Origin of the sequence: Paenibacillus aceris (genome assembly GCF_017874035.1) — a bacterium.
GTDB classification, from domain to species: domain Bacteria; phylum Bacillota; class Bacilli; order Paenibacillales; family NBRC-103111; genus Paenibacillus_E; species Paenibacillus_E aceris.
Genome location: NZ_JAGGKV010000011.1, coordinates 164,489 through 188,519, shown reverse-complemented (window position 1 = coordinate 188,519; position 24,031 = coordinate 164,489). Strand labels below are relative to the sequence as shown.

18 protein-coding genes and 1 pseudogene are annotated in these 24,031 nt (G+C 48.8%); 15 read left to right on the top strand and 4 right to left on the bottom strand.

Annotated elements, in window-relative coordinates; genetic code table 11:
• Positions 1 to 21: 21 nt before the first annotated feature.
• On the top strand, positions 22 to 1,041 hold the full coding sequence (locus tag J2Z65_RS20515; RefSeq protein ID WP_167057356.1) for an ABC transporter ATP-binding protein: 1,020 nt from the start codon (positions 22 to 24) through the stop codon (positions 1,039 to 1,041).
• Positions 1,022 to 2,005: an ABC transporter ATP-binding protein gene (locus J2Z65_RS20510; RefSeq protein ID WP_167057353.1), complete on the top strand. Its 984-nt coding sequence runs from the start codon at positions 1,022 to 1,024 to the stop codon at positions 2,003 to 2,005. The genes J2Z65_RS20515 and J2Z65_RS20510 overlap by 20 nt, the downstream gene beginning before the upstream one ends.
• A gap of 131 nt (positions 2,006 to 2,136) precedes the next feature.
• On the opposite strand, the gene J2Z65_RS20505 is transcribed toward J2Z65_RS20510, so the two are convergent.
• Entirely contained in the window at positions 2,137 to 2,754 is a 618-nt protein-coding gene (locus tag J2Z65_RS20505) for a TetR/AcrR family transcriptional regulator (protein ID WP_420850810.1), read from the bottom strand.
• Positions 2,755 to 2,963: 209 nt separating this feature from the next.
• Complete coding sequence (locus tag J2Z65_RS20500; protein WP_167057351.1) at positions 2,964 to 3,866, bottom strand: helix-turn-helix domain-containing protein; 903 nt, start codon at positions 3,864 to 3,866, stop codon at positions 2,964 to 2,966.
• 196 nt (positions 3,867 to 4,062) lie between these two features.
• Here J2Z65_RS20500 and J2Z65_RS20495 point away from each other — a divergent pair, with 196 nt between their 5' ends.
• The 12 genes and pseudogenes from J2Z65_RS20495 (at position 4,063) to J2Z65_RS20440 (ending at position 19,833) form a co-directional block, all read left to right on the top strand.
• Complete coding sequence (locus J2Z65_RS20495; RefSeq protein WP_167057348.1) at positions 4,063 to 6,765, top strand: UxaA family hydrolase; 2,703 nt, start codon at positions 4,063 to 4,065, stop codon at positions 6,763 to 6,765.
• Positions 6,766 to 6,797: 32 nt separating this feature from the next.
• Positions 6,798 to 7,763: an aldo/keto reductase gene (locus J2Z65_RS20490; protein WP_167057345.1), complete on the top strand. Its 966-nt coding sequence runs from the start codon at positions 6,798 to 6,800 to the stop codon at positions 7,761 to 7,763.
• A gap of 60 nt (positions 7,764 to 7,823) precedes the next feature.
• Positions 7,824 to 8,372, top strand: a pseudogene (locus tag J2Z65_RS20485) (LUD domain-containing protein); the annotation flags it as partial.
• A gap of 114 nt (positions 8,373 to 8,486) precedes the next feature.
• The gene (locus J2Z65_RS20480) at positions 8,487 to 8,783 is read left to right on the top strand and encodes a P-loop NTPase family protein (RefSeq protein WP_167057342.1); all 297 of its coding nucleotides are present in this window, start codon (positions 8,487 to 8,489) and stop codon (positions 8,781 to 8,783) included.
• A 149-nt stretch (positions 8,784 to 8,932) separates the two neighbouring features.
• A complete protein-coding gene (locus J2Z65_RS20475; RefSeq protein ID WP_167057339.1) occupies positions 8,933 to 11,302 on the top strand; it encodes a helix-turn-helix domain-containing protein in 2,370 nt (789 codons plus the stop codon).
• 178 nt (positions 11,303 to 11,480) lie between these two features.
• The gene (locus J2Z65_RS20470) at positions 11,481 to 13,175 is read left to right on the top strand and encodes an ABC transporter substrate-binding protein (protein WP_167057336.1); all 1,695 of its coding nucleotides are present in this window, start codon (positions 11,481 to 11,483) and stop codon (positions 13,173 to 13,175) included.
• 29 nt (positions 13,176 to 13,204) lie between these two features.
• Positions 13,205 to 14,191, top strand: a complete 987-nt coding sequence (locus J2Z65_RS20465) for an ABC transporter permease (protein WP_167057333.1) — start codon at positions 13,205 to 13,207, stop codon at positions 14,189 to 14,191.
• A gap of 18 nt (positions 14,192 to 14,209) precedes the next feature.
• Positions 14,210 to 15,073 carry an ABC transporter permease gene (locus tag J2Z65_RS20460; protein WP_167057330.1) on the top strand — a complete coding sequence of 288 codons (864 nt, stop codon included), beginning with the start codon at positions 14,210 to 14,212 and terminating at the stop codon, positions 15,071 to 15,073.
• Positions 15,074 to 15,117: 44 nt separating this feature from the next.
• A complete protein-coding gene (locus tag J2Z65_RS20455; RefSeq protein ID WP_167057327.1) occupies positions 15,118 to 16,113 on the top strand; it encodes an ABC transporter ATP-binding protein in 996 nt (331 codons plus the stop codon).
• Positions 16,085 to 17,038, top strand: a complete 954-nt coding sequence (locus J2Z65_RS20450; RefSeq protein WP_167057324.1) for an oligopeptide/dipeptide ABC transporter ATP-binding protein — start codon at positions 16,085 to 16,087, stop codon at positions 17,036 to 17,038. Before J2Z65_RS20455 ends, J2Z65_RS20450 begins: the two co-directional genes overlap by 29 nt.
• 15 nt (positions 17,039 to 17,053) lie before the next feature.
• The gene (locus tag J2Z65_RS20445; RefSeq protein WP_167057322.1) at positions 17,054 to 18,367 is read left to right on the top strand and encodes a sulfatase family protein; all 1,314 of its coding nucleotides are present in this window, start codon (positions 17,054 to 17,056) and stop codon (positions 18,365 to 18,367) included.
• The gene (locus J2Z65_RS20440) at positions 18,364 to 19,833 is read left to right on the top strand and encodes a sulfatase family protein (RefSeq protein ID WP_167057319.1); all 1,470 of its coding nucleotides are present in this window, start codon (positions 18,364 to 18,366) and stop codon (positions 19,831 to 19,833) included. Before J2Z65_RS20445 ends, J2Z65_RS20440 begins: the two co-directional genes overlap by 4 nt.
• 241 nt (positions 19,834 to 20,074) lie before the next feature.
• On the opposite strand, the gene J2Z65_RS20435 is transcribed toward J2Z65_RS20440, so the two are convergent.
• Positions 20,075 to 21,715: a sulfatase family protein gene (locus J2Z65_RS20435; protein ID WP_193580899.1), complete on the bottom strand. Its 1,641-nt coding sequence runs from the start codon at positions 21,713 to 21,715 to the stop codon at positions 20,075 to 20,077.
• On the bottom strand, positions 21,712 to 23,103 hold the full coding sequence (locus J2Z65_RS20430; RefSeq protein WP_167057315.1) for an MFS transporter: 1,392 nt from the start codon (positions 23,101 to 23,103) through the stop codon (positions 21,712 to 21,714). Before J2Z65_RS20430 ends, J2Z65_RS20435 begins: the two co-directional genes overlap by 4 nt.
• A gap of 263 nt (positions 23,104 to 23,366) precedes the next feature.
• Here J2Z65_RS20430 and J2Z65_RS20425 point away from each other — a divergent pair, with 263 nt between their 5' ends.
• On the top strand, positions 23,367 to 24,017 hold the full coding sequence (locus J2Z65_RS20425) for a TetR/AcrR family transcriptional regulator (RefSeq protein WP_167057312.1): 651 nt from the start codon (positions 23,367 to 23,369) through the stop codon (positions 24,015 to 24,017).
• Positions 24,018 to 24,031: the final 14 nt, after the last annotated feature.

The following is a 24,031-nucleotide window of genomic DNA, read 5'->3' as shown; positions in this document are numbered from 1 at the left end:
GAAATATCAAGGGGGAACTTTATGGCAACACAGCACCTTTTGGAAGTTAAAGAACTCAGGACGCACTTTTATACGGAAAGAGGACAAGTAACTGCAGTAGACGGGATTACCTTACATGTTGAGGAAGGTGAGATTTTAGGGCTGGTTGGGGAATCCGGATGCGGGAAAAGTGTTACGTCCCAGTCCATTCTACGGTTGTTTGAAGAGAAACAAACGGTTAAATACGAAGGGGAAATCAACTTCAAAGGAAAAAATCTGTTACGGATATCCACCTCGGACATGCAAAACGTCAGAGGCAACGACATCTCGATGATATTTCAAGATCCATTGAGTTCGCTCAATCCGGTGTTCACGATTGGTTATCAAATTGCGGAATCCATCATGCTTCACCAGAAGGTATCAAAGAAGGAAGCGTACGATAAGGCTGTTGAGATGTTAAGACTGACCGGGATACCGGCACCTGAAAAGAGAGTGAACGAATATCCTCACGAGTTGTCCGGCGGAATGAGGCAACGTGTGATGATCGCGATGGCACTCGCTTGTCAGCCGAAATTATTAATTGCGGACGAACCTACGACCGCATTGGATGTCACCATCCAATCCCAGATCTTGGATTTAATGATGGAGTTAAACAAAAAACTGGATATGGGGATCATTTTAATTACCCATGACTTAGGCGTGGTAGCAGAAATTTGCAGTCGTGTGGCGGTCATGTATCTGGGACAAATCGTCGAGGAAGCGGATGTGAAAAGTCTTTTCGCTCATCCGCTTCATCCGTATACCCAAGGGTTAATGAAGTCAGTTCCACAATTGGATGGCGACCGCTCACAAAAACTGCATATTATTGAGGGGATGGTGCCATCCTTGTACAACATTCCTAAGGGCTGCCGATTTGCTTCCCGGTGCCCTTATGCAGACGCACTCTGCAGAGAAGAAATGCCTGAATTAACCCAACATCAAAGCAATCAAAAAGTCAGGTGTTGGCATTATTTAAAGATAGCCCAACGGGAGGATCGGTGCGATGTTAACAAAATTGACTGAACAAATCGACCCGATGCTTGTGGTCAAAGGATTAAAAAAGTATTTTCCTGTAAAAGGGGCATTGGGTCAGTCTACAGGGGAAGTCAAGGCAGTAAATAACGTATCCTTTCAATTGTATGAAGGGGAAACCTTCGGCTTAGTTGGTGAATCCGGGTGCGGAAAAAGTACCCTGGGACGAACGATATTAAGATTGACGGAGCCCACAAACGGGGAAGCGATCTATCAAAATAAAAATATCTTTCATTTATCCGGCATGGAACTGCGAAATATCAGGCAGGAGATGCAAATGGTGTTTCAGGATCCCTATTCTTCCTTAAATCCGAGAAAAAGAATTGGCTCGATGTTAGAAGAACCTTTGACTATTCACCAAATTGGCTTGAGACAAGAACGAACGGAACGGGTGATGGAGATCCTTCATAAAGTGGGACTTCAGCCCGATCATTATTATCGGTATCCACATGAATTTTCAGGCGGACAAAGACAACGAATAGGTCTGGCCAGAGCACTGGTGGTTAACCCGAAGTTGGTGATTTGCGATGAACCTGTATCTGCTCTTGACGTATCCATCCAGTCACAAATTATTAACTTATTTCAGCAATTGCAGGACGAATTGAAGCTGACATATTTGTTTGTTGCCCATGACCTAAGCGTTGTGCGCCATATTTCCGACCGAATTGGTGTCATGTATTTGGGGCAAATGGTGGAACAAGCACCGACCGACAGTTTATTTTCCTCACCGCTTCATCCGTACACCCAAGCATTGTTATCAGCGGTCCCCATTCCCAATCCAAACGTGAAAAAGGAACGAATTATTCTAAAAGGTGAAATTCCTTCACCGTTAAATCCGCCTAGAGGATGTATTTTTCATACCAGATGTCCGTTTGTAATGGATATCTGTAGAAAGGAAATTCCCTTAGAGAAAGAAATGTCCCGAAATCATTTTGTTTCTTGCCATTTACATTAAAATTATATATATGATGGTGGAGAATCGCAGGAAATCCCCGAGGCGTGCAATTGTCACGCCTCAGGGACAAGAGAAAGCGAACGGGTCATCCCCTCAAGTTTAATTGTTCATTTAACCCGCGGAAGGAGATTTTACTGATAAAGCCCACCCGTATATATAGCTGTAAGATTATGTGCAATTTGATGGACTGTAAAACCCAACTCATTCTTCACGATTTCCCAAAGATACATCTCGTTGGCAAAAAACCATCCTCTAGCTACAAGGTAATTATCTACATCTGTCCGCGCCAAGCCGTTTTTTTGAGAGTAAGCTATATCCTGTGCTATTTGATTAATAAAGCGTTCCCGGATTTCCTTCCATTTCCGGTTAACATCCTCTGATAACCGAATGGCTTCTTCGATTACCTGCATCATGGGCCGTTCCTCATTGGCCATTTCCAGAAACAGACCAGCTTGCTTTTCAATCATTTGATAAGCCTCTTGTCTTGATTCTGGCCTAAAAGGCAGTTCAGCTATCTCATAAAATCGGCCCATCACTTCTTCCATTAGTTGGATCAAAATTTCATCTTTCCCTTTAAAATGTACATAAGCTGTTCCGTACCCAGTATTTGCCTTTTTGATGATTTGAGAAATGGTAGTTTTTTGAAACCCGTATTCGATAAATATATCACGACCAGCAGCCAACAATTTTTCTCGCGTTTGAAGGGAGCGCAGCTTTCTTGTAGTCATATGATCACTTGGCATATCCATTTTTATTTCCTTTCTTTCCGATCATTCTTTTTATGATTTTATTATTGCATGAGGTGATATAAAAAGCTATAAAACTCATATCGATTTGTGGTCCTGATGTACGCTGGTGCGGCAATGAAGCCGGTCATTTAAGGAAATCGGAGTGGAGTGTGGTACCTGCTTCGGTGAGTAATATTTCAATAATTTGCTCTTGAGATACTTTCACATTTTTATGTCATTTTGTCTAATTGGAAGCTAATTTCATTAATTACTTTTCTTCGATATAGGCCTGGGGTAACGCCAGTAAACTTCTTAAATAACTTATGGAAATAAGGTAAGCTCTCATAACCGCAATTGTGGGCGATCATATCAATACCTAAGTCGGTAGTTAAAAGCAGCTCCTTTGCAGTTGAAATTCGCTTGGCATTCACATAGTCGGTGATGTTCATCCCGGTTAATTGTTTAAACACCCTAGATAAATGAGCGGCTGAGACTGAAGTGTGCTTAGCCAAATACGAAAGTCCAGCGATTTGTTCAGTGTGAAACTGATCTAAGTGTTGAAGTATGTTTAGTAACCAGGGGGGGCCGATATCGGACGCGGCCAGTTGATGATGGGATTCTTTTAATATCAAACGATTAATGCTGATGAGAAGGCTATTTAAATGTAGTTGAACTGCGTATCTAAAACCAGCTTCGTGTCGCTCTAATTCTTCATGCATTTGTTTGAGTTTTTCTTCGAGATGAGGGCGCATGGCTGCTGGAACAACAAGCTTATAGCTCTTATATTTTCGGGCTCGTTCAAAAACTTGCATATTCGTAAACGAATCACCTGCTGAATAATGTCCGATCAGTTGCGAATCAAAATAGACAGCAGTGGCGGTAATTGGAAATTCAGAATCTGGCAATGCCTGATGAACGGTATTTCCAGGAATGATGAAGAGGTCTCCTTCATTCATCTCATAGAGCATTTGGTTTAAGAAAAACGTACCTTTACCACTATAAATATAAACCAATTCAAAGCGATCATGAAGATGCTCTGGTAGTTCACGATTTGGTGTCTTTTTGTCCCTAAATACAATGTCAAATGGTAAGAGGTGGTCGTTAGTAAAGTTCTTTATAAGCGGTTTTTGCATGTTCCGAACCTCCCCAGATCATTTCACTTCGTTATTTTTCTTATTTACAGAATATCAAAATAGAGTATGTTTTTGCAAAGGTAAAGAATTAACAAATGCCATATTCTTGATACAATATTATTGAGCAGCACTAACCTTGAAGAAACTCAATTTATTCTATAAGTTCGGAAAATTTCATTAAAGGAGCCGGTCATCGATGGACGTCGTTTACCAATTTGAAGAAGTAGCGAGACTTCCCTTGCCTGGGGATAACTGCGCCGTTGCGATTCACCAATTGAACTCCGGTACCGTCATTCAGTATGAAGGCCAATTCCTCGTCTTGGATTATACGGTTATGGAAGGCCATCGATTTGCGGTCAAAACGATCGCTCCAGGCGAAGATCTACTTTCGTGGCATTTGCCTTTCGGCGTGGCGCTTAAGCCGATTCAGCCCGGCCACTATGTGATCAACGAAACAGTACGGGAAGCGCTCAGTGTGCGCCAGTTGACATTCGCGGTGCCGGCGGAACCTAATTTCGCTGATCAAGTTTCTCCTTATATCTTTGACGAGGAGAACTTCCGGCCGGCTCAGGCATCGCCAGTTTTTAATGATACGCGCACTTTCATGGGATATCGCCGCCATGAAGATCGCGGGGTTGGCACCCGGAACTACATCGTATTGCTTGGCACCACCTCGCAAACGGGGAGCTACGTGAATGAGCTTGCCACTCGTCTGCAAGGCGAATGGAAGAACGATTCGAATATAGACGGAATCGTTCCCGTCGCTCACACGGAGGGCGGCACAGAGAACCCGAATAATGTGGATTTGCTGCTGCGGACGCTCGCAGGTTTCATGGTCAACCCGAACGTCGGAGCAGTATTGGTTGTCGATTATGGCAATGAATCGGTCACGAACAAGATGGTGGAGGCTTATGCACGCGAGCATAGCTATCCGATCGATGAAGTGCTGCATAAGTTCGTGTCACTTACAGGTAGCTTTGAAGAGGAGCTGGTGAAAGGTGAAGCGATAGTGCGGGAATGGCTGTCAACGGTTAAAGCGATGCAACGTACGCCTGAATCCATCCGCCACTTGCGAATCGGATTGCAGTGCGGCGGTTCGGACGCATTTTCCGGGGTATCCGCGAATCCGCTGCTCGGTTGGGTTTCAGAACAATTGGTGCGTTACGGCGGTGCGGCTAGTCTAGCCGAAACTGATGAGTTGATTGGCGCGGAGCCCTATGTCCTGTCAAAAGTACGTAACGTGGAAACCGCGCGCAAATTTCTGGAACTAGTGAACCGATTTAAGGAGCGCACTTCCTGGCACGGCACCAGTGCGGAAGGTAACCCGTCAGGTGGCAACATGTATCGCGGCCTGTACAACATCTATCTCAAATCTATAGGCGCCGCTATGAAGAAAGATCCGACAACGCGGATCGATTATGCAACTGAGTACGGGGAGCTCATGAAAGATGGCGGCTACTATTTCATGGACAGCCCTGGCAATGACCTGGAGAGCATCGCCGGACAGGTAGCCGCCGGCTGCAACATGATCTTCTTTACAACGGGAAATGGTTCGATCACCAACTTTCCGTATGTGCCTACGGTCAAGGTGGTCACGACAACTCGCCGCTTCCAATTGCTTTCGAATGATATGGATGTGAACGCGGGGCAGTATCTGGAAGGCAAGTCGATGGATGAGCTGGGCCAAGAGGTATTCGAGTTGGCGATCCAAATTGCCTCTGGTCAGCAAAGCGTCGGCGAGAAGGCGGGCCATGCCCAAGTACAAATTTGGCGCAACTGGCAGCAGAACGATGCGAGTCGGCTGGATACGCTGCTTCACACTCCTGTACCGACAGGAGCTCCGATAGAAATTGAAGATAAGGCTGTAACGAGGAATAACTCGCTTCAATTTTCCTTTACTCGGCATCGCAATCGGCAGTCCAGTGACAATATCGGCTTGATCGTGCCGACCAGTCTTTGTGCCGGACAGGTAGCGGGTATGATCACACGGCGCTTGAACGAGCAAGGAGCAGGGAAGCCTGAGCTCTCGCGCTTTGTCACATTGGCGCACACGGAAGGCTGCGGCACCTCGGGGGGGCCAGCCGAATCACTGTTTGCCCGCACGATGATCGGCTATATTACTCATCCGATGGTGAAGCATTGTTTGCTGCTGGAGCATGGCTGTGAGAAAACGCATAACGACTACATGCGCCATCAGATGGATGTGATGGGTGTCGATGCGAGCCGTCTTGGTTATGCCAGCATCCAGCTCGACGGCGGAATTGCCAAGGTGAGCGAAAAGGTTGAGGCCTGGTTCGCCGATCGATTGGTTGCGGCCGATCCTGCGGAGAAGGTGACGGTCGGTCTGGAAGGGCTGCGCATCGGGATCGTAAGCGTTGGTGCCATTAACAAAGATGCCGGCGAGCAGCTGGGGCTACTAACCAAGATGATCGTCGGGGCCGGAGGCTTGGTTGTCGTTCCCGAGAACAGCGGATTGCTTGCCGAGGACGCGTTCAGTCAGCATCTATTTAGCACGTCTCAAGTTCGGCCGTCTATTTCCTATGGGGAACACGTCCGCCGAAACGGCTTCCATATTATGGAGACTCCAACAACGCATGGCGTGGAGACGATTACAGGACTCGCCGCCACGGGTGTGGAATTAATCATCGCGCTGATCGGTGATCGTCCGATGCAGACGCATCCTTTCGTCCCAATGCTGCAAGTGACGTCGGAACAGGCTGATCTGCATAACCATAAGCAAGATGTCGATTTGGTACTCGAGGGCAACCCGGGCATATGGGTGAATCAAATTCTCGAACGCAGCAAAGAAATTCTGGAACATACTTATGTACCGCGTCTCTATCAACAAGGTAATATCGATTTTCAAATGACACGGGGCTTTTTGGGTGTGTCGTTATAATACAGACAATGTCAGAAAGCGAGGAACACTCCATGACAAACGCATTATTATCCAAAAGACCGCTTGGCAGTACTGGCCTACTCATATCACCGCTATGTTTTGGAGCCGCTCCGCTTGGGGATATGCCGGAAACCTTTCAATACAGCACGTCGGAAGAACAAGCATTGGTGACGTTGCGCACCGCCTTCGAAAGCCCAATCAACTTTCTGGATACGGCTGCGGCTTACGGCGAAGGCGAGAGCGAACGGCGAATCGGTAAGGCCATTCATGCGAATGGTGGTCTTCCCGCAGGTTATGTGTTGGCCACCAAAGCCGACCGCGACCTTAAGACCGGTGACTTTAGCGGCGAACAGATTAAACGTTCCATCGAAGGAAGTCTCGAACGATTAGGCCTTGATCGTCTGCAATACGTTTACATCCACGATCCTGAACATACCACCTTCGAAAATGTGATGGGATCCGGCGGACCGTTAGAAGTACTGCAAAAGTTTCAAGAGCAGGGGGTCATTGATCACATCGGCATATCCGGCGGACCGATCGATATGCTCATTCGTTATGTCGAAACGGGAGCGTTTAGTAGCGTTGAAACCCACAATCGATATACGCTGCTCAATCGGGCTGCCGAACCTTTGCTTGATGTCGCGAGTCGTATGGGCATTGCGGTTATTAACGCCGCTCCTTATGGCAGCGGCATACTCGCTAAAGGTCCGGAAGCATACGCACGTTATGCCTATAGCGAAGCTCCGCCACTCTTATTGGAGAGAGCGCGTATGTTCGCCAAGGTTTGCTTGGAATACGATGTTCCGCTTGCCGCCGCCGCCCTTCAATTTTCGCTTCGCGACCCGCGAATCGCGAGTACGGTCGTCGGCATGAGTAAACCGGAACGGATAGCCCAAACGTTGGAACTCGCGAATTACCCGATTGCCTCTGAGCTATGGCCGGCGCTTGATGCCTTTGGCTATGATACGGATGATCCCGAAGAGAATCGATTTGCTTAGAGTACCGAGTAAGATAAGTTCAAGCAAAGGAGCTTCCGCCCATGATAATAGACGCCCATCAGCGGATCCATGGTGCTGTTCGAGAATGAAGGTAACGCCCGGCTGGTAACTACGGTTCCTAAGACGCAAATTACGCTAATGGGTATGGAGCGTATTATTCCTACTGGACCGATTTGGAAGTCATGGCAACGCTTCTGCCGCGTTCGGCGACAGGTCAGAAGCTGACGGTGTACATGTCAGGGATTACGGGTCCGCGAAGAGAACATGATGCCGATGGTCCTGAGGAAATGCACATGATTATCGTCGATAATGGACGTTCTTTGCAGCTGGGAGATCCCGAATTTCAAGAATTGCTGAATTGTATCCGCTTCGGCGCTTGCTTGAACGCTTGTCCGGTGTATCGTCATATCGGGGGCCATGCATACGGGGGCACGTACAGCGGCCCGATTGGCGCAGTATTGACTCCTGCGTTAAAGAAAAACGTGGCCGAGTGGGACGATGTTTGCGAATGCCTCCAGCTTATGCGGGGCTTGTTACGAAGCGTGCCCCGTCAAAATCCCTCTGCACGATATGCTTGTTTCTTTACGATGCCGTAAGGTGGAGAGCGGTCCTATTCCAAGATATCTTTGTATCATGAGTTTTATAAAGCGAAGCGGTAAGGTCGGTTAGGTTGATAAGTTGCACACTTCATTTATTTGGCGGCAGATAATGGAGGCGAAGGGAATGACCTTAATCCAGATCGAACATGTGAGTAAGAACTATGTGATGGGCGGGGAAACGATTCAGGTTTTGGATGATATTTCCCTGGAAATCGAACATGGCGAAATAAGGAATCGGAAGATCGGCTTCGTCTTCCAGAACTTTAACCTGCTGCCACGGCTTAATGCGTATCAGAATGTAGAGCTGCCGCTCATTTACCGAGGGATGAGCAGGAAAGAACGGGAGCCGCTTGTCATGAAGGCTTTGGAAGCGGGTTGTGCATTTTCGGGATGGGAAGTTGAGCGAGGTTGGGTAGGGTGAGGGCCGGGACTCCGATGGGGTTTCGGTTTTTTGTTTTTCTAATATGGCTCTGGAATTAAACGAACAATTGGAAAGGGAATTATAGGTTCGGCATGGAAAGAATAGGGGGGACATTGTGTTTCCCTACTTTTTAGACAGGAGGGAGCCCATTGATCAGCCTTATTCAGATTGCCTTTTCCAACTTTAAATTCCGCAGCTTGTTTTTTCGAATTTTGTTCCTGCTAATCCTGCTCGTGGTAATCACGGTTTTAGTTGTGGTTTTTTTTGCCAACCGATACAGCCAGAATGTCGTCAGAACCGAGGTTAAGCAATCCAGTTTTCAAATGCTGGAGCAGACGCGGCGTCTCATGGATACGCTGCTCAATGATGTCGATCAAATTACGGTTAGGCTGGCGCAGAACCGCGCATTTTCGGCAGCGATGGAATCGGGTGCTGAAGGGCCGTCTCAACCCGATACGGACCAAGTCCATAGCTATTTGCTGGATTCTTACATTACTTCACCATATATTGAATCGATCTATGTTTATTATGCGGCAAGCGACACGGTTCAAACCGCGCTGATCGGGCCGACCAAGTCGAAGAAATTTGATGATCCGGATTGGCTGCCCTACTATCACAGCATGACCCGTACAGAAGGTAAATGGTTTGTCCGTGAATATCCGGATGACAATAAAAATTTATCAGAGACCCAGGTTACGTTGATTCGTACCACACCTTGGGCAAGTTCACCAATACAAGGTGCCATTGTTGTCAATATGAATCAACAAGCGCTGTTTCAAATTCCTTCGTTCCGGCTCATGCGGCAAGGGGAAGAAATTTGGATGGTTAGTCCGGATGCTACTTTGGCTTTTAATAGCAATACGGGTCTCCAAGTGCCCAGTCAAGAATTTTCCGTTGTTCAGAACAAACTTGGCAGCGATATATCCGCCTTTACCGACCATTTCCGTGGCAGCGAGTTTTCATTTACCGCTGTATCTTCCCCTTATTCGGGGTGGAAATATGTCGACCTCATCCCAACAAGTTCCTTATACAAAAGCAGCAAAGAAATTCAGAGTTTCATGATGATCCTCATGGCTTTCAGTATTTTGGCAGCTGTACTTGTAGCTTTTTATATAACACTTCGGATTTACAGCCCTATTCATTCACTCGTGCAATTGGTTAATAACAAAAAAGGCGATTGGAGGTCTGCAGTTCCGGTCCGCGAACAGAGCGAACTGGCGATGCTGTTCTCGGCGTTCATATCGATGAAGGAGCAGGGCGCAGAAATGGAGATCCAGTTAAAAGATAATTGGCCGGTGCTGCAGCAGAGTTTTCTCCAGCAATTAATTCATGAACGGTCAAAACTTCATGAGGACCGCTTCGCCAAATTTGCCTATTATCAGCTGTCTGTGACGCGTTGCGGATTTTTTGTCATTGTGATCCGCATCGATGATTATCATGCTTATGTAAACAAATACGGAAGCTTTGACCAAAGCTTGATCCGTTATTTTATCGCTAAGCTCGCCGGTGAGCTTGGCGGCCACATGTATCGAAGCTACCCGCTGCACACGGAGAGCAGAGATGTCATACTCGTCTGCAATCCGGAGGAGAACATGTCTACGGAAGCTTTTTGCCAAGGAGCGCTCGAAACGGCCGAGCGGATGCGCGCTGCGATCCGGGAATATTTGCAATTGACCGTGAGCACTGGAATTGGCGAGCTGAAACTGCAGGCAGGCGATATCAGCGAGTCTTATCGTGAGGCCGTCGATGCTCTAGAAAGCCGGGCGTTCAAAGGCTACGGACTAATCGCGCCAAGCTGGCTCGTCCGGGAAAAGAAGCCAGGCGACCACCTGCTGATCCGCAAGCTGGCGGAATTGAAACGCGAGATCTTCCTGTTGTTTCGGGAAGAGCCTTCGAAGAGTTTCGAAGAAGAGTTGCAGAAGTTGGGTGATGCGGCTGAAGACGCAGAGGGGTTGCCGTTCGCTCTCATCCAGCATGCCTATTTTCAGATAATGGTCGAAGTGTTCCAGCGTTCCACCGAGCTCGGCCTACCGGCTCAAACCGATAATGAGTTGGCCATGCTGCAGGAAAAGCTAATGCGTTTGGAGACGGTTGAAGATGTTGTGCATGTCACACAGGATTATATCCGCCAGACAAACCTGCGGTTTCACGCAGAGAAGAAAAGCGAACCGGAGTCAGTAGTCAAGCAGATCCTGGACTACATTCAGGTTAATTTTGATAAGGAAATCTCACTCGGGGGCATCGCTGACCAACTACAGTTGGACCCGTCTTATGCCAGCCGCTTGTTCCGGCAGGAAATCAGCATCACCTTCATGGATTATGTCATCTCGCTGCGATTGGAGAAGGCCAAGGAGCTGCTGCAGATGAGCGAAAAGACGGTGAAGGATATCGGTGCCTCAGTGGGGTATGCCAACCAGCGCAGCTTTAACCGCATTTTTAAAAAGCACGAAGGCATGACGCCAGGTGAATTCAGAGACATTCATGCTCCCAAGAAACTCCATAGGGAGGAAATTTATTGATTTCTCCAAGCAAGTGAACGATATCAGAAAAGGTCCATAGCCTATAGGGACGCGGTTCTAAAGCCCAGGTTACATAGTTCGGAAATGGTCTCTTTACGTTAATTCGTCGTGTCACTATGATCGGTGTTGTAGATGCAGGTGTCTACAACACCATTTTTTCTCAAGGAGGAAGATTCCAATGAAGTGGGGTACTAGAAAAACGTCTACGATCTTGTTCACCACACTGGCTTTATTTGCAGGTGTTCTCAGCGGATGCAGCGATTCCACACCGCAAGCGCAGACCGGTGTGGATAACAAAGGGGGAGTAACCGAGGCAGCCAAGCCCTCAGAGCCGGCTAAGAAAGGTGAGTCGGTCATTTATCATCTTGGTGAAACGGTAAATCCTGAGCAGGTCACCAACTTTAACCCGTTTCTCGCCACCGGCAACTGGCAGCCTTTCTTCGATTACGTATTTGATCCTCTGTACTACTTCAATCCCGTCAAGGGACAGCTCGTTCCCCGATTGGCCGTAGGTGATGGAACCTGGTCAGATGACAACAAAACCTATACCGTTAAATTGAATATGAAGGCTAAATGGCAGGATGGCAAAGCTTTTACCGTCGACGATGTACTCTATTCCTTCCTTACTTTGAAAAATAATAAAGTGCTCGACCGCTATCAGCTATGGGGAGACGGCAGGCTGCAGGAAGTAACCGCACAAGGCAGCGATACCGTTGTTTTTAAACTGAGCAAGCAATTCCCATCCTTACCCTTCTATTTAACGACCGTCTATATCGCGCCAAAGCAGCAGTTTGAGAAAGAAGATCCGTCCCAATTCCTGAACAAAACGCCGATCGGCACAGGTCCATTCAAATTTAAAAGTATTAATGAAAGCGCTATAGTTTTGGATAAAAATGCGGATTATTTCCTTGGCGCTCCGAATATCGATCAATTGTTCGTGAACCGTTTTAATAACTCATCCACCCTCACGCTTGCTTTGGAAAAAGGCGACGTGCAAGGTTCGACTGGAACAGTCGCTATGCCAAGTGTACCGAAATTGTTGGAGAATCCGGTAAATAAATTGCAGGTGTACCCGGGATTGAATACGTTCTCTGTCATTATAAATAACGAAAAACCGGGGCTGACAGATGCCGCTGTGCGACGGGCCATCCAGTTAGCGCTCGACCGCAAATCGCTCATTGAAAAAGGAGAATCCAACGGCGTATTCCCGGCAAATCCGGGTTTCTTGTCCTCTGTTTTTGGTGAAATGGTTGATTCTAAGCTGGTCGATAGTCAAGCATATGCCTATAACGTCAATGAAGCTAATAAGTTATTGGAATCCGCAGGATATAAGAAAAATGCCAAGGGCATCTACGAAAAGGATGGTAAGCCGCTTTCCTTTACCTACCATATGGCTGCCAACGCACCGGCCCAAAATAAAGAAGGCGCCATGATTACCGACTGGCTGAAGAGTATCGGCATCGAAACATCGGTGAAGCTCGTGACCTGGCCAGAGCTGACTAAACTCTTGATGTCGGGAGATTATGACTTGCTGCAAAACGGCATTCAAACACCGCCGGATCCGCAAGCCATGCTGGAGATTTTCCACAGCAAAATGACGGCGCCGACCAAAACGAATGCGCCCGGTCTCAACTACATGCGTTTCCGTGACGCGGATGTCGATAAATGGCTGGACGAAGCTTCTTCCGCCGATACCGGCAAACGGAAAGAGCTCTACCAACAGGTTCAGAATCGAATCGCGGAAAAAGCGCCTTTAGCCGTCATGTATAACGTGGGCGGACACATTCCTTACCGTGTCGACCAGTTTACGAATTATAACGAGGATCTGCCGGTCACCTCCGCACTCTCGCTGCTGCAAATTAAGAAGAAGTAACCAAGCTAAGGGAAGGGGAGGCGCGCTGAATGCGTTACAATTCCGTATATCTTTTAAAAAGAATCGGCTTTGCCCTGATCACGTTATACGTTGCGGCAACGTTAAATTTCTTGCTCCCCCGTCTCATGGGGGGAGATCCTGCGAGCGCTCTTGCCTCGGAAAAGGCGCTGGGTTCGCAGGAGGTGGCTAACGCCCTTAAGACACAGTTCGGGCTGGATAACCCCAGCCTCTGGTATCAATACGTGAAGTACTTGAAGCAGCTGCTGCACGGCAACCTTGGCGTATCGTACGCCAACTTCCCTTCGCCCGTTGCCGATGTCATGCTGAAGGCGCTCCCCTGGACGTTAGGCACGGTCCTCACAGCCACGCTGCTCAGCTACCTGGTAGGATGGCTGATCGGGATCCGGGGAGCGTGGAAATCAGGCTCATTCTTTGACAACTCGACGCTGTTCACGGCTTTTTTCCTGAATTCAGTTCCTTTCTTTTGGATTGCGATCATCTTTATTATGATTTTTTCCTTCTATTTGGAATGGTTCCCGCTAGGGCAGGCAGTTGATCCTGCCTTTGACAGCTTTTCGGGGTGGGAAAAAGGGAAATCGATCTTGTATCACGCCTTTTTACCCGTATTCACATTAATTATCGCAACACTTGCCGGACATATCCTGGTGCTGCGTAACAATCTGATGCGGGTGCTGTCTGAAGATTATATGCTGCTGGCCAAGGCCAAAGGGATTCGCGCAAGCAGAAGGAAGTACATGTACGGAGCAAGGAACGCGCTACTTCCCTCCTTTACCGGACTCATGACTTCGCTTGGACACGTCATTGGGGGGGCGATCACGACGGAGATCGTCTTCTCCTACCCCGGCGTGGGGCTGGTCACTTTCAATGCGATTCTGAATCATGACTATCCGCTGATCCAAGGGGCATTCTTGTGTATTGCCATTTCGGTTATCGTCTGCAATTTGATCGCCGATCTCGTCTATCCGCTGATTGATCCCCGAGTGGCGCTCAATTAACCGGTCTAGGAGGCTAACATGCAAACCATGAAAAATGTACTGAAGGCAAGCTGGTCCGCTTTTCCGGGAACAAAAGGGAAGATGGGGCTCGTCATCTTATTGATCTTCACCGTTATTGCGCTGTTCGGTTCTTGGTTCGCCCCGTCCCCAAGAAACTTCATCGGCTTCGAATCCTGGCTGGCGCCGTCTTTCAGCCATTGGCTGGGCACGGACAGCTACGGCCAGGATGTTTTGAGCCAAATGATCTACGGCACGCGGACTTCATTCTGGGTCGGGATACTTGCTGGATTAATCACAACGGTGATTGGCGTAACCGTCGGCGTTGTTTCCGGATTTAAAGGGGGATGGATCGAGGAATCGCTGATGCGGATCGTTGACCTGTTTCTGATCATTCCTACACTTGCGCTGATGATTATTCTGGCGTCGTTTCTTCCATCGATGGGGACGCTCAGCACGATTGTCATTATTGGCTCTTTGAGCTGGCTCTACATGGGCCGAAGCATTCGCAGCCAGACGATGAGCGAGCGGCAAAGCGGGTATGTGGAAGCCGCACGGATGGTCGGCATGAAAGACACGGAAATTATGTTTCGTGAAATTCTGCCGAATATTGTACCGGTTATTCTGGCCAACCTGGTCTTGGTGACCACACAAGCTGTATTGGCGGAAGCGGGATTAAGCTTTCTCGGGCTTGGAGACCCCACAAATGTGAGCTGGGGGACCATTCTGGCGCTGGCTAACGCGAATAATGCCGTTTTGTTTCATGCCTGGTGGTGGATTCTGCCGCCAGGGCTGGCGATCGCTTTCTTCTGCTTCGGGTTCATTTTAATCGGCAACGGCATACTGGAGAAATATCGGGCGAACCGTGGTAATGCGGCCTTGTAGGACTGCAGGGCATGCGCTAATAGGAATCAGAAGGAGGAATCGTTTTGGCGGATTTGCTGCGGGTCCATAATCTAAGTATTGAATACGCTTCATCCCGTGGTGTCGTAAAAGCGGTAGACGAGGTCAGTTTCTCGATTGGCAAAGGGGAGATTTTCGGTCTTGCCGGTGAATCCGGCTGCGGAAAATCGACGACTGCCTTCGGCATATGTAGATTGCTGCGCCACCCGGCCAAAATTACAGGCGGCAGTGTGCAATTGGCCGGCACGGAGTTGATGGCGCTCAGCGACGAGGAATTTGACCGGCTGCGCTGGTCCAAGATGTCCATTGTCCTTCAGAGTGCCATGAACAATCTGAATCCGGTGCTCAAAATCCGCGACCAGCTGGCCGATACAATTCTGGCTCATGAGCCTGATGCGAGGAAGGAAGTCCATCAGAGAGCAGAACACTTGATGCGGCTCGTGGATCTTCCGGTTGACCGCTTGGACAGCTACCCGCATGAGTTGTCAGGCGGGATGCGGCAGCGGGTGGTGATCGCCATGGCGATGGCGCTTAAACCAAGCCTAGTGATCATGGACGAGCCGACGACCGCGCTTGATGTCGTTGTTCAAAACGGCATTATCCGAAAAATCATGGAGCTTCAAAAGGAGTTTGGCTTCTCCATCCTGTTTATTACGCATGATCTTCCCTTAATGCTGGAGATGTGCGATCGGATCGGCATTATGTATGCGGGCAAGCTGGTCGAGGTGACGGCAAGGGAACAGATATTGCACGAACCGCGCCACCCTTATACGCAGGGACTGCTCAACTCTTTCCCATCGTTGTCCGGTCCCAAACCAAGACTTGCCGGCATTCCCGGCCATACGCCGGATTTGATCCGGCCGCCTGCGGGCTGCCGTTTCTATCCGCGCTGCTCGCAAGCGGTCTCCCAGTGCCAAACTCTGCAACCAACGTTATTGCAGGATAAATGGGGGCAGATTGCCTGCCATCTTTATTCCGAGGAGGGATTATCCCGTGAGCAAGCCTCTGCTGCACGTGAATGAGCTCGGCAAGGTGTTCAGTACCCGCTCGATGTTTCGCAAGAAACAATTTCGTGCGGTTCATGATGTTAATTTTACGTTGGAAGCGGGTGAGGTGCTGGCGATTGTCGGCGAATCCGGAAGCGGCAAGAGCACAATCGCCCGCATGCTTACAAATTTGATTCCAGCCACTTCCGGGGACATTGTCTATAACGGGGAATCCTTGCGGGCAAGCAGGCAGCTGCGCCGAAAGCTGCCTACCTTTGTGCAAATGATCTTCCAGGACCCTTTTGCTGCCTTGAACCCGCATCATACCATCGGCTATATCATCGGCCGTCCGCTGCAGGTGCAGCACATTGCGGAAGGAGATCTTCAGCAGCGTGTGTTGGAGCTTCTGCAAAAGGTAGGTCTTACGCCAGCGGAGGATTTCATCGATAAGTACCCCTATCAATTATCGGGCGGGCAGAAGCAGCGCGTTGTCATTGCTAAGGTGCTTGGGCTCGCACCTAAGGTCATTGTCGCTGACGAGCCGACATCCATGCTGGATGTTTCCATCGGCGTCGATATTATGAATTTGCTGCTCGATTTGAAGGATAAGGAAAATCTGGCGCTGATACTGATCACTCATAATCTGGGCAGCGCTAGATATATGGCGGATCGCATCATGGTAATGTATGCAGGGCAGATGATGGAGTGCGGACCTGCCGAGGAGCTGATCCATAATCCACAGCATCCGTATACGAAGCTGCTGTTGTATTCGTCTCCCGATCCTTGGAGAGAGCAGTCGGAAGCCTTCGAAGTGATCGATCCGCAGGGAAAGGTTGCCTCCGGCACGGGCTGCAGCTTCCATCACCGCTGCCCTTACGCCACCGACACTTGTAGGACGAAGCCGGTTAAAATTGTGCAAATCGCAGACGGGCATCAAGTTCGATGTCATCTCTTTGGATAAGTGGAGGGAGTTAAAATGAAACGACCGAATGTAATTATTTTTTATTGCGATGATTTGGGATACGGTGATCTGGGATGCTATGGTTCTGATGCCATGAAAACGCCACATCTCGATCAGCTTGCCGGGGAAGGCATCCGGTTCACGAATTGGTACTCCAATTCGCCGGTCTGCTCGCCGTCCCGGGCGTCGCTGCTTACGGGCAAATATCCGGCGAGAGCGGGAATCAGCCACATTCTCGGTGGTAAAAGAGGAACGAAGGGGCTTCCGCTTGAGCAGACAACGCTGGCTGCAGCCTTGAAAGAACAAGGTTATGAAACGGCATTGTTCGGCAAGTGGCATTTGGGGGCATCGGCAGTGTATGGGCCCAATGCGCACGGCTTTGATCAATTTTATGGGTTTCGTGCAGGCTGCATTGATTATTACTCGCATATTTTTTACTGGGAGCAGGCCGGAGGCGTAAATCCCGTTCACGATTTGTGGCATAATGAGACGGAAATATGGGAGAACGGCGAGTACATGACGGAAATGATTACGAGAGAAGCGGCGGCTTATATTGACACTGCTTCGGAAGATCAGCCTTATTTCCTTTATGTGGCTTATAACGCCCCGCATTATCCGATGCACGCGCCGAAAGCATATATCGACCGGTTCCAGGATCTACCGCCGGATCGGAGAATTATGGCTGCGATGATTGCAGCTGTTGACGACGGGGTAGGGGAGATCGTCGAGGCGTTGAAGCGCAAAGGCGCATACGAGGACACCATTATTTTCTTCTCCAGCGATAACGGTCCGTCTACGGAAGCGCGCAATTGGCTGGACGGCACGGAGGATCATTATTACGGAGGCAGCGCAGGCCGATTCCGCGGTCATAAGGCTAGTCTGTTCGATGGCGGCATTCGAGAACCGGCTATTCTTAGCTATCCGGCAGGCCTGACTGACAGCCAAGGTCAAGTAAACGATGAGGTTTGTGCGATGATGGATATTTTTCCGACAATGCTGGAGTTGACGGGCTCCGGACTCGAAGGCTATCATCTGGACGGCAAAAGCTTATGCGCGACCCTTCGTGGAACCGCCCCTAGCCTTCACCGGCAGCTGTTCTGGGAGTACGGGGAACAATTGGCGGTTCGCGAAGGCAAGTGGAAGCTTGTGCTGAACGGCAAGCTTGACTTTAGCCGTACAGCAGCCGATCCTGTGCATCTATCCGATCTAGAGCAGGACAGCGGCGAACGTGTCAATCTTGCGAAGCAATTCCCTGACATCGCCCGAAGGCTAGAGGAAGATGTAAGACGGTGGTACCAATCTCTTTATGAGGAGGCGCAAATGCAATGAAAGCGATTGTGGTCATGTTTGATTCCCTGAACCGGCATATGCTGCCCCCTTACGGAGGGGATTGGACGCATGCCCCGAACTTTAGCCGGCTGGCGGAACAGAGTGTAACGTTTGATAATAATTGGGCGGGGAGTATGCCTTGTATGCCAGCCAGGCGCGACATGCTTACGGGCCGGTACAATTTCCTGCACCGGAGTTGGGGACCTCTGGAGCCTTTTGATGATTCGATGCCTGCGCTGCTCAGAGCGCATAAGGTATACTCGCATTTGGTAAGCGACCATTATCATTATTGGGAGCCGGGAGGTGCCACTTACCACAGCCAATATACGACATGGGATTTCGTTCGCGGGCAGGAAGGTGATCCCTGGAAGGGGGAAGTCGCAGATCCGGAAATCCCTCAGCACGTGGGAAACTTCGTTGGATACCGGAGCCATCTGTTCCGTCAGGATTGGATTAACCGCAAATACATGCAGGAAGAACAATTGCATCCGCAGACGGAGACCTTTGCCAGGGGGATCGAGTTCATTCGAACGAATCGCAACGAGGACAGGTGGCTGCTGCAAATCGAGGCATTTGACCCGCATGAGCCGTTCTTTGCACCTCAGAAGTATAAAGACATGTATCCACATGACTATACGGGCGAGCACTTTGACTGGCCGGGGTACCAGCCTGTTCAGGAAACGAGGGAGGAAGTCGAACACTGTAAATACGAGTACGCAGCTCTCCTCAGTATGTGCGACACCTACCTTGGCAAGGTGATGGATACGATGGATGAATACGATCTGTGGCAGGACACGATGCTGATCGTGACGACCGACCATGGTTTTCTGTTCGGCGAGCACGACTGGTGGGCCAAAAACATCATGCCCTTCTATAATGAAATCGCCCGGACGCCTCTCTTCGTTTGGGATCCTCGCGATAAGAGGAAAAACGAACGCTGCGACGGTTTAACGCAATTGATCGATTTGGCGCCGACTTTATTGGAGTTCTTCGGCGTGGATGTGCCCAAGGATGTGCTGGGCGTTCCTTTGCGACTAGCCTTTCAGGGAAGCGGGGCGCCGCAGCGCGAAGCTGTGTTGTTCGGTATTCATGGCGGGCATGTCAATTGCACGGATGGCAGGTATGTATATATGCGTGCACCGGTACGACCGGATAATACGCCGCTATTTAACTATACGTTAATGCCGACGCATATGACCTCGCTATTTAGTGTACAGGAGCTGCAGGAGATGGAGTTGGCAGATCCGTTTTCCTTTACGAAAGGGGTTCGAACGCTCAAAATCCCGGCTACTTCGTATATTCCTGCACACCGTTTTGGAACCTTGCTCTATGATTTGGCGACCGATCCGGAGCAAAAGCAGCCGATTCAGGATGCTGCCGTTGAAAAGCGGATGATCGACCATTTGATCCGAATCATGAACCTTCATCATGCTCCGCCTGAACAATTCGAAAGATTGGGCATTTAATCAAAGATTGTTCAGGTGATAGCTGTTCTGTCTAACAATGATGCGACCTCTGAAATAATTCTTCGTTAAACTAGCTGAGAACTATAGTTAAATATAAACGGCAGTCAAGGACTTCATTTTCGTCCATGGTTGCCGTTTTAAATTGAAAATCAAGGCAGCCGGACAGATGACCGGTTGCCTTTTCAACTAAGAGACAGATTAGTGCAATAAAACCGTAAATAATCCAAGAACCTTTTGTGGCTTAAATGGATATGGCGAATGACGCCACCGCTTCTTTACTATCCTTATAGCCGATGCGAACCGCTTTTGCTCGTATCCGCACAGCCCCGCCTCTCAGCGTAATCGGACCTGTGTACAGCTTCCAACGGGCGTCCGCCCCTTCATCGAGCGTGTAAGCGATAGAAGCGCCTTGAGTTGCGGAATGAAGCATGATCGCCGTAGGCTCTGCGTACGTTTCTTCGCTTGCCGGAGCCTTACCCGGCAATTGGCTGTTGATTGGAATAAATATCGGTTTGACAGTTTGCGGCTGAACCCCGTTCGGCCACATCGTCTTGACCATCTGTTCTTCCGGAATGTCGCCCCACACGTCGTACTTGTCGCACCACTCCCCAAGTTCCTTGCGAAGCCGCAGCAAGTGTTCACGATAGGACGGATCTTCGGCCAAATTGTTCAATTCGTACGGGTCATTTACGCAGTCATATAACTCCTCGGGAGGTCGCTTGGTTTGCAGCAGCGTCTGCAAATCGCCCTTCGCCTCGCCATCCAACTGCAGCCTCCACAGCTCTTGAAAAGCCGGGTGGTCGTGGCTGAATGGAATCCACTGCAAATAAGGCTGATCGGGATAATCGTTGCGAATGTATTTATATCGACTGTCTCGAACAGCGCGAACTTTATCATACGCTTCGTCGTAACGATCGCGGGTTGCATAAACATACGCTCTTGGTTCCGAATGGTTACCGATAAAAGGCTTGCCCTGCAAATGCAGCGGAATCGGTACGCCAGCGAGCGAGAGTGTCGTAGGGCCCAAATCGATCATGCTGACCAATTGATCGCTAACTTGACCTTGGCCGGCCTTGTCGGGCCATTTGACGATAAGCGGAACGCGGATTCCCGCGTCGTAAGTCCATCGCTTGGCGCGAGGCAAGCCTTCGCCATGGTCGCTCCAGAGGATCACGACCGTATTGTCTGCCAATCCGTCATCCTCAAGCTGCTGAAGCAGATTGCCTACATATTGATCGGCATCGGCCAAACGGTCGTAAAGCTTGGCAATCGACTCGCGCGTTTTTGGCGTATCCGGCAAATAAGGAGGAACGACCACCTGATTAGGGTCGGTAATAAGCGGCTTGTCCTCCTCTTTAATCCCCATATATTTCGCTATCGGGCTCTCGGCAAACATCAAGCTTTCGTGTGTGAACATATAGTTAAATACCGCGAAGAATGGCTGTCCGGGCTCGCGATTGCGCCAATGTGCCTTAAAGCCATCCTCATCCCATGCCGTAAGCGGGGATTGAAATTGGTAGTCAGTCTTCCAATTATTCGTGCAAAAGTAACCGCTCGCGCGCAGCATTTCCGGTATGAGCTTGACATGAGCAGGTGGAACTGCGAAATACGGTGTAGGCAGCTCAGGCGTATATTCGTTCGTATGCTCAGTCCGCATCTGATGCGTACCGATTGCAGTCTGATACATGCCTGTAATAACGGCGGAACGGCTTGGAGAGCATACGCCGGCCGTGCTGAACGCGTTCGTATATAGCGTTCCTTCCTGCGCCAATCTGTCCATGTGAGGCGTACGGGCTACAGGATCCCCGTAGCACCCCATTCTTGGACTGGAATCCTCAAGCGTAATCCACAATATGTTTGGTCTTTCTTTCATTTGGTTCATTGAGCAATCCCCCTATGTGTGCCGCGTGCTTTGATTTCCTGCACCATGCTGGAGAATGTTTTGTTATCCAGTTTGTAGAAGGAGAGAATGACAATACCGATAGCAGCGGCTGTAATTGGAATAACCGTCATCATGACCAGAATGCCATGAAGCGCGGTCGGTGTTTGTACTGCATTTGGCACATACCCGAACCACGACAGTAAATCGCCTGATACTTTGGACCCTATAGCAGCTGCGGCAAGCTGAGCAAAAATAAAGGAAGAATATACGGTTCCTTCGGAACGAACCCCGCTTTTCCATTCTCCATACTCAATCGTGTCCGGAATCATCGACCAAAGCAGCGGTGCCGATAACCCCATACCTGCGAAGCTGATCGCACCGAATATAAACACTTGGGCAAGATTGTCATGGAACATATAGAAGCAGGTCATTCCGATGATGACAATAAGCTGGCTCAAAATACCAACATTGCGTTTCCCCATTTTTCTCACAAATATTGGGTTAAGAAGAACGAACAAAATCAAGCTGGAAAAGCCTATCAAAGAGTATAAGGAAAATAAAGCGGGCTTTCCGAAATTATATTTAAAGAAATAAACGGCAACGCTCGACATCGTCGTTTGGGCGGTCATGCTTAACAGGATAAAGCCTAGCAATATGATTAAATATTTATTTCTAGTAAGCGCTTTCAACGTCGTTCCGACAGGAACCTTTTTTGGTGCTGCGTTTGAACTTATCGAAGTTGCGCTATCCGAAACTTGCTGCGTTCTTTCTCTCGTTCCGAAAAATGTAATCAACATAGCGATGACCAGAATGCAAGCGAAGACGGAAAAAACGATTCTGAAACCGACTGCTTCCGAGGCGAACTTATGAACAAGCGGCAGTGTGGCAACCCCAACAATAAGCCCTCCGAACTGCCCCAGAAATACTTTAATTGAAGAAATTCGGGAGCGTTCAAAGTAATTGTTAGACATGTTGGCCAGCATAGAGCTGTAAGGAACGTTAACAACCGCATAAGCGAGATTAAATAATAGATATGTGATGTATGCGTATACAAGCTTACCAGAACCATCCAAATCCGGCACAGAGAAGGTGAGCACGCCAATGATCGCGAGAGGTACGCTGCCGAATAATAAATAAGGCCTGAATTTGCCCCACCGGCTTCGGCTACGATCAATAATGATGCCCATAAACGGGTTCACAACCAAATTGATGAGTTTGACTAAAAAAATCAGTGTTCCTGCAGCTGCAGTCGTCAGTCCGGCAACGTCCGTATAAAAGTAAAGTAAATAAGTTGAAATTGCACCAAAGAACAGATTTAACCCCATGTTGCCGCTGCCATAACTGAAAATTTGACTTAACCGAACCTTCGGCACTTGATCAGTATTCATATTGTGACACCCTTTCTAGTCATAAGTTATGAAGCTCCTTAACTGCGCCAACTAATTGATGTATTATCCATACATTGAAATACCTCCTGTATAAACTATCGCGAAATCGCTTACAGCAGCGTTTGACAATAGCGTCAGAATGTTTACTTTGTGTAATTGGAGTTTACACTATGTAAATGCGAATCGTCAACAGGCTGTTTTTACGTTATATTAAGATCATCAACGTAACTCGATGCACGAGTGTTTACAAAGGGAGAACGAGAATGGAACCTAGATGGAAGCAGCATGCCGATCAATTTCGCGTCAAAATAAAAGAAGAGATTCTCGAAGCTACGAAAGAGCTCATTCTGGAAAAAGGTATCACCGGGGTGACGATCATGGATATTTCCAAAAAAGTCGGCGTCAGCCGCGTCACTTTTTATAAGTATTACAATTCCATTCACGAAATCACATTCGATATTCAGATTCAAATATTGTCTGAGATGAACGAGCAGAGCTTAACAAATGAATCGAAGGGGAAAACGGGCGCAGAGCGATTCGAGGATCTGTTGTCTATATTTGCCAGAGGCTTTAAAACGCATCGGGACAATATACGATTTCTTGCGATTTTCGATCATGCTTATGAAAAACAGTATCCAAGCCCGGAGTTGAAGCAAAAATATAAGGAGAAGATCGCGCTGCTCAAATTACCGTTTATCCAGGTTCTGCAGTCCGGTCTGGAAGACGGCTCGCTCAAAGCAAACCAACCTGCCGAACGCTTGGCGCTTATGATTTCACAAGCCTTGATTGGGCTGATGCAGCGTTTGGCGACAAGAAATAATTTATTCATCGACAACGACGATGACAACGCCGACGAAGATGCGATGATTTTGGATGATTTTATTTTGATGGTGATGAAATCAATGACCCGATGAGCCGCTCCTAAAGA

Bases quoted from the DNA above. Each gene is read 5' to 3' on its own strand.
- J2Z65_RS20515 (WP_167057356.1), top strand. From the start codon at position 22: ATGGCAACACAGCACCTTTTGGAAGTTAAAGAACTCAGGACGCACTTT.
- J2Z65_RS20510 (WP_167057353.1), top strand. From the start codon at position 1,022: ATGTTAACAAAATTGACTGAACAAATCGACCCGATGCTTGTGGTCAAA.
- J2Z65_RS20505 (WP_420850810.1), bottom strand. From the start codon at position 2,754: ATGGATATGCCAAGTGATCATATGACTACAAGAAAGCTGCGCTCCCTT.
- J2Z65_RS20500 (WP_167057351.1), bottom strand. From the start codon at position 3,866: ATGCAAAAACCGCTTATAAAGAACTTTACTAACGACCACCTCTTACCA.
- J2Z65_RS20495 (WP_167057348.1), top strand. From the start codon at position 4,063: ATGGACGTCGTTTACCAATTTGAAGAAGTAGCGAGACTTCCCTTGCCT.
- J2Z65_RS20490 (WP_167057345.1), top strand. From the start codon at position 6,798: ATGACAAACGCATTATTATCCAAAAGACCGCTTGGCAGTACTGGCCTA.
- J2Z65_RS20480 (WP_167057342.1), top strand. From the start codon at position 8,487: ATGACCTTAATCCAGATCGAACATGTGAGTAAGAACTATGTGATGGGC.
- J2Z65_RS20470 (WP_167057336.1), top strand. From the start codon at position 11,481: ATGAAGTGGGGTACTAGAAAAACGTCTACGATCTTGTTCACCACACTG.
- J2Z65_RS20465 (WP_167057333.1), top strand. From the start codon at position 13,205: ATGCGTTACAATTCCGTATATCTTTTAAAAAGAATCGGCTTTGCCCTG.
- J2Z65_RS20460 (WP_167057330.1), top strand. From the start codon at position 14,210: ATGCAAACCATGAAAAATGTACTGAAGGCAAGCTGGTCCGCTTTTCCG.
- J2Z65_RS20445 (WP_167057322.1), top strand. From the start codon at position 17,054: ATGAAACGACCGAATGTAATTATTTTTTATTGCGATGATTTGGGATAC.
- J2Z65_RS20440 (WP_167057319.1), top strand. From the start codon at position 18,364: ATGAAAGCGATTGTGGTCATGTTTGATTCCCTGAACCGGCATATGCTG.
- J2Z65_RS20435 (WP_193580899.1), bottom strand. From the start codon at position 21,715: ATGAACCAAATGAAAGAAAGACCAAACATATTGTGGATTACGCTTGAG.
- J2Z65_RS20430 (WP_167057315.1), bottom strand. From the start codon at position 23,103: ATGAATACTGATCAAGTGCCGAAGGTTCGGTTAAGTCAAATTTTCAGT.
- J2Z65_RS20425 (WP_167057312.1), top strand. From the start codon at position 23,367: ATGGAACCTAGATGGAAGCAGCATGCCGATCAATTTCGCGTCAAAATA.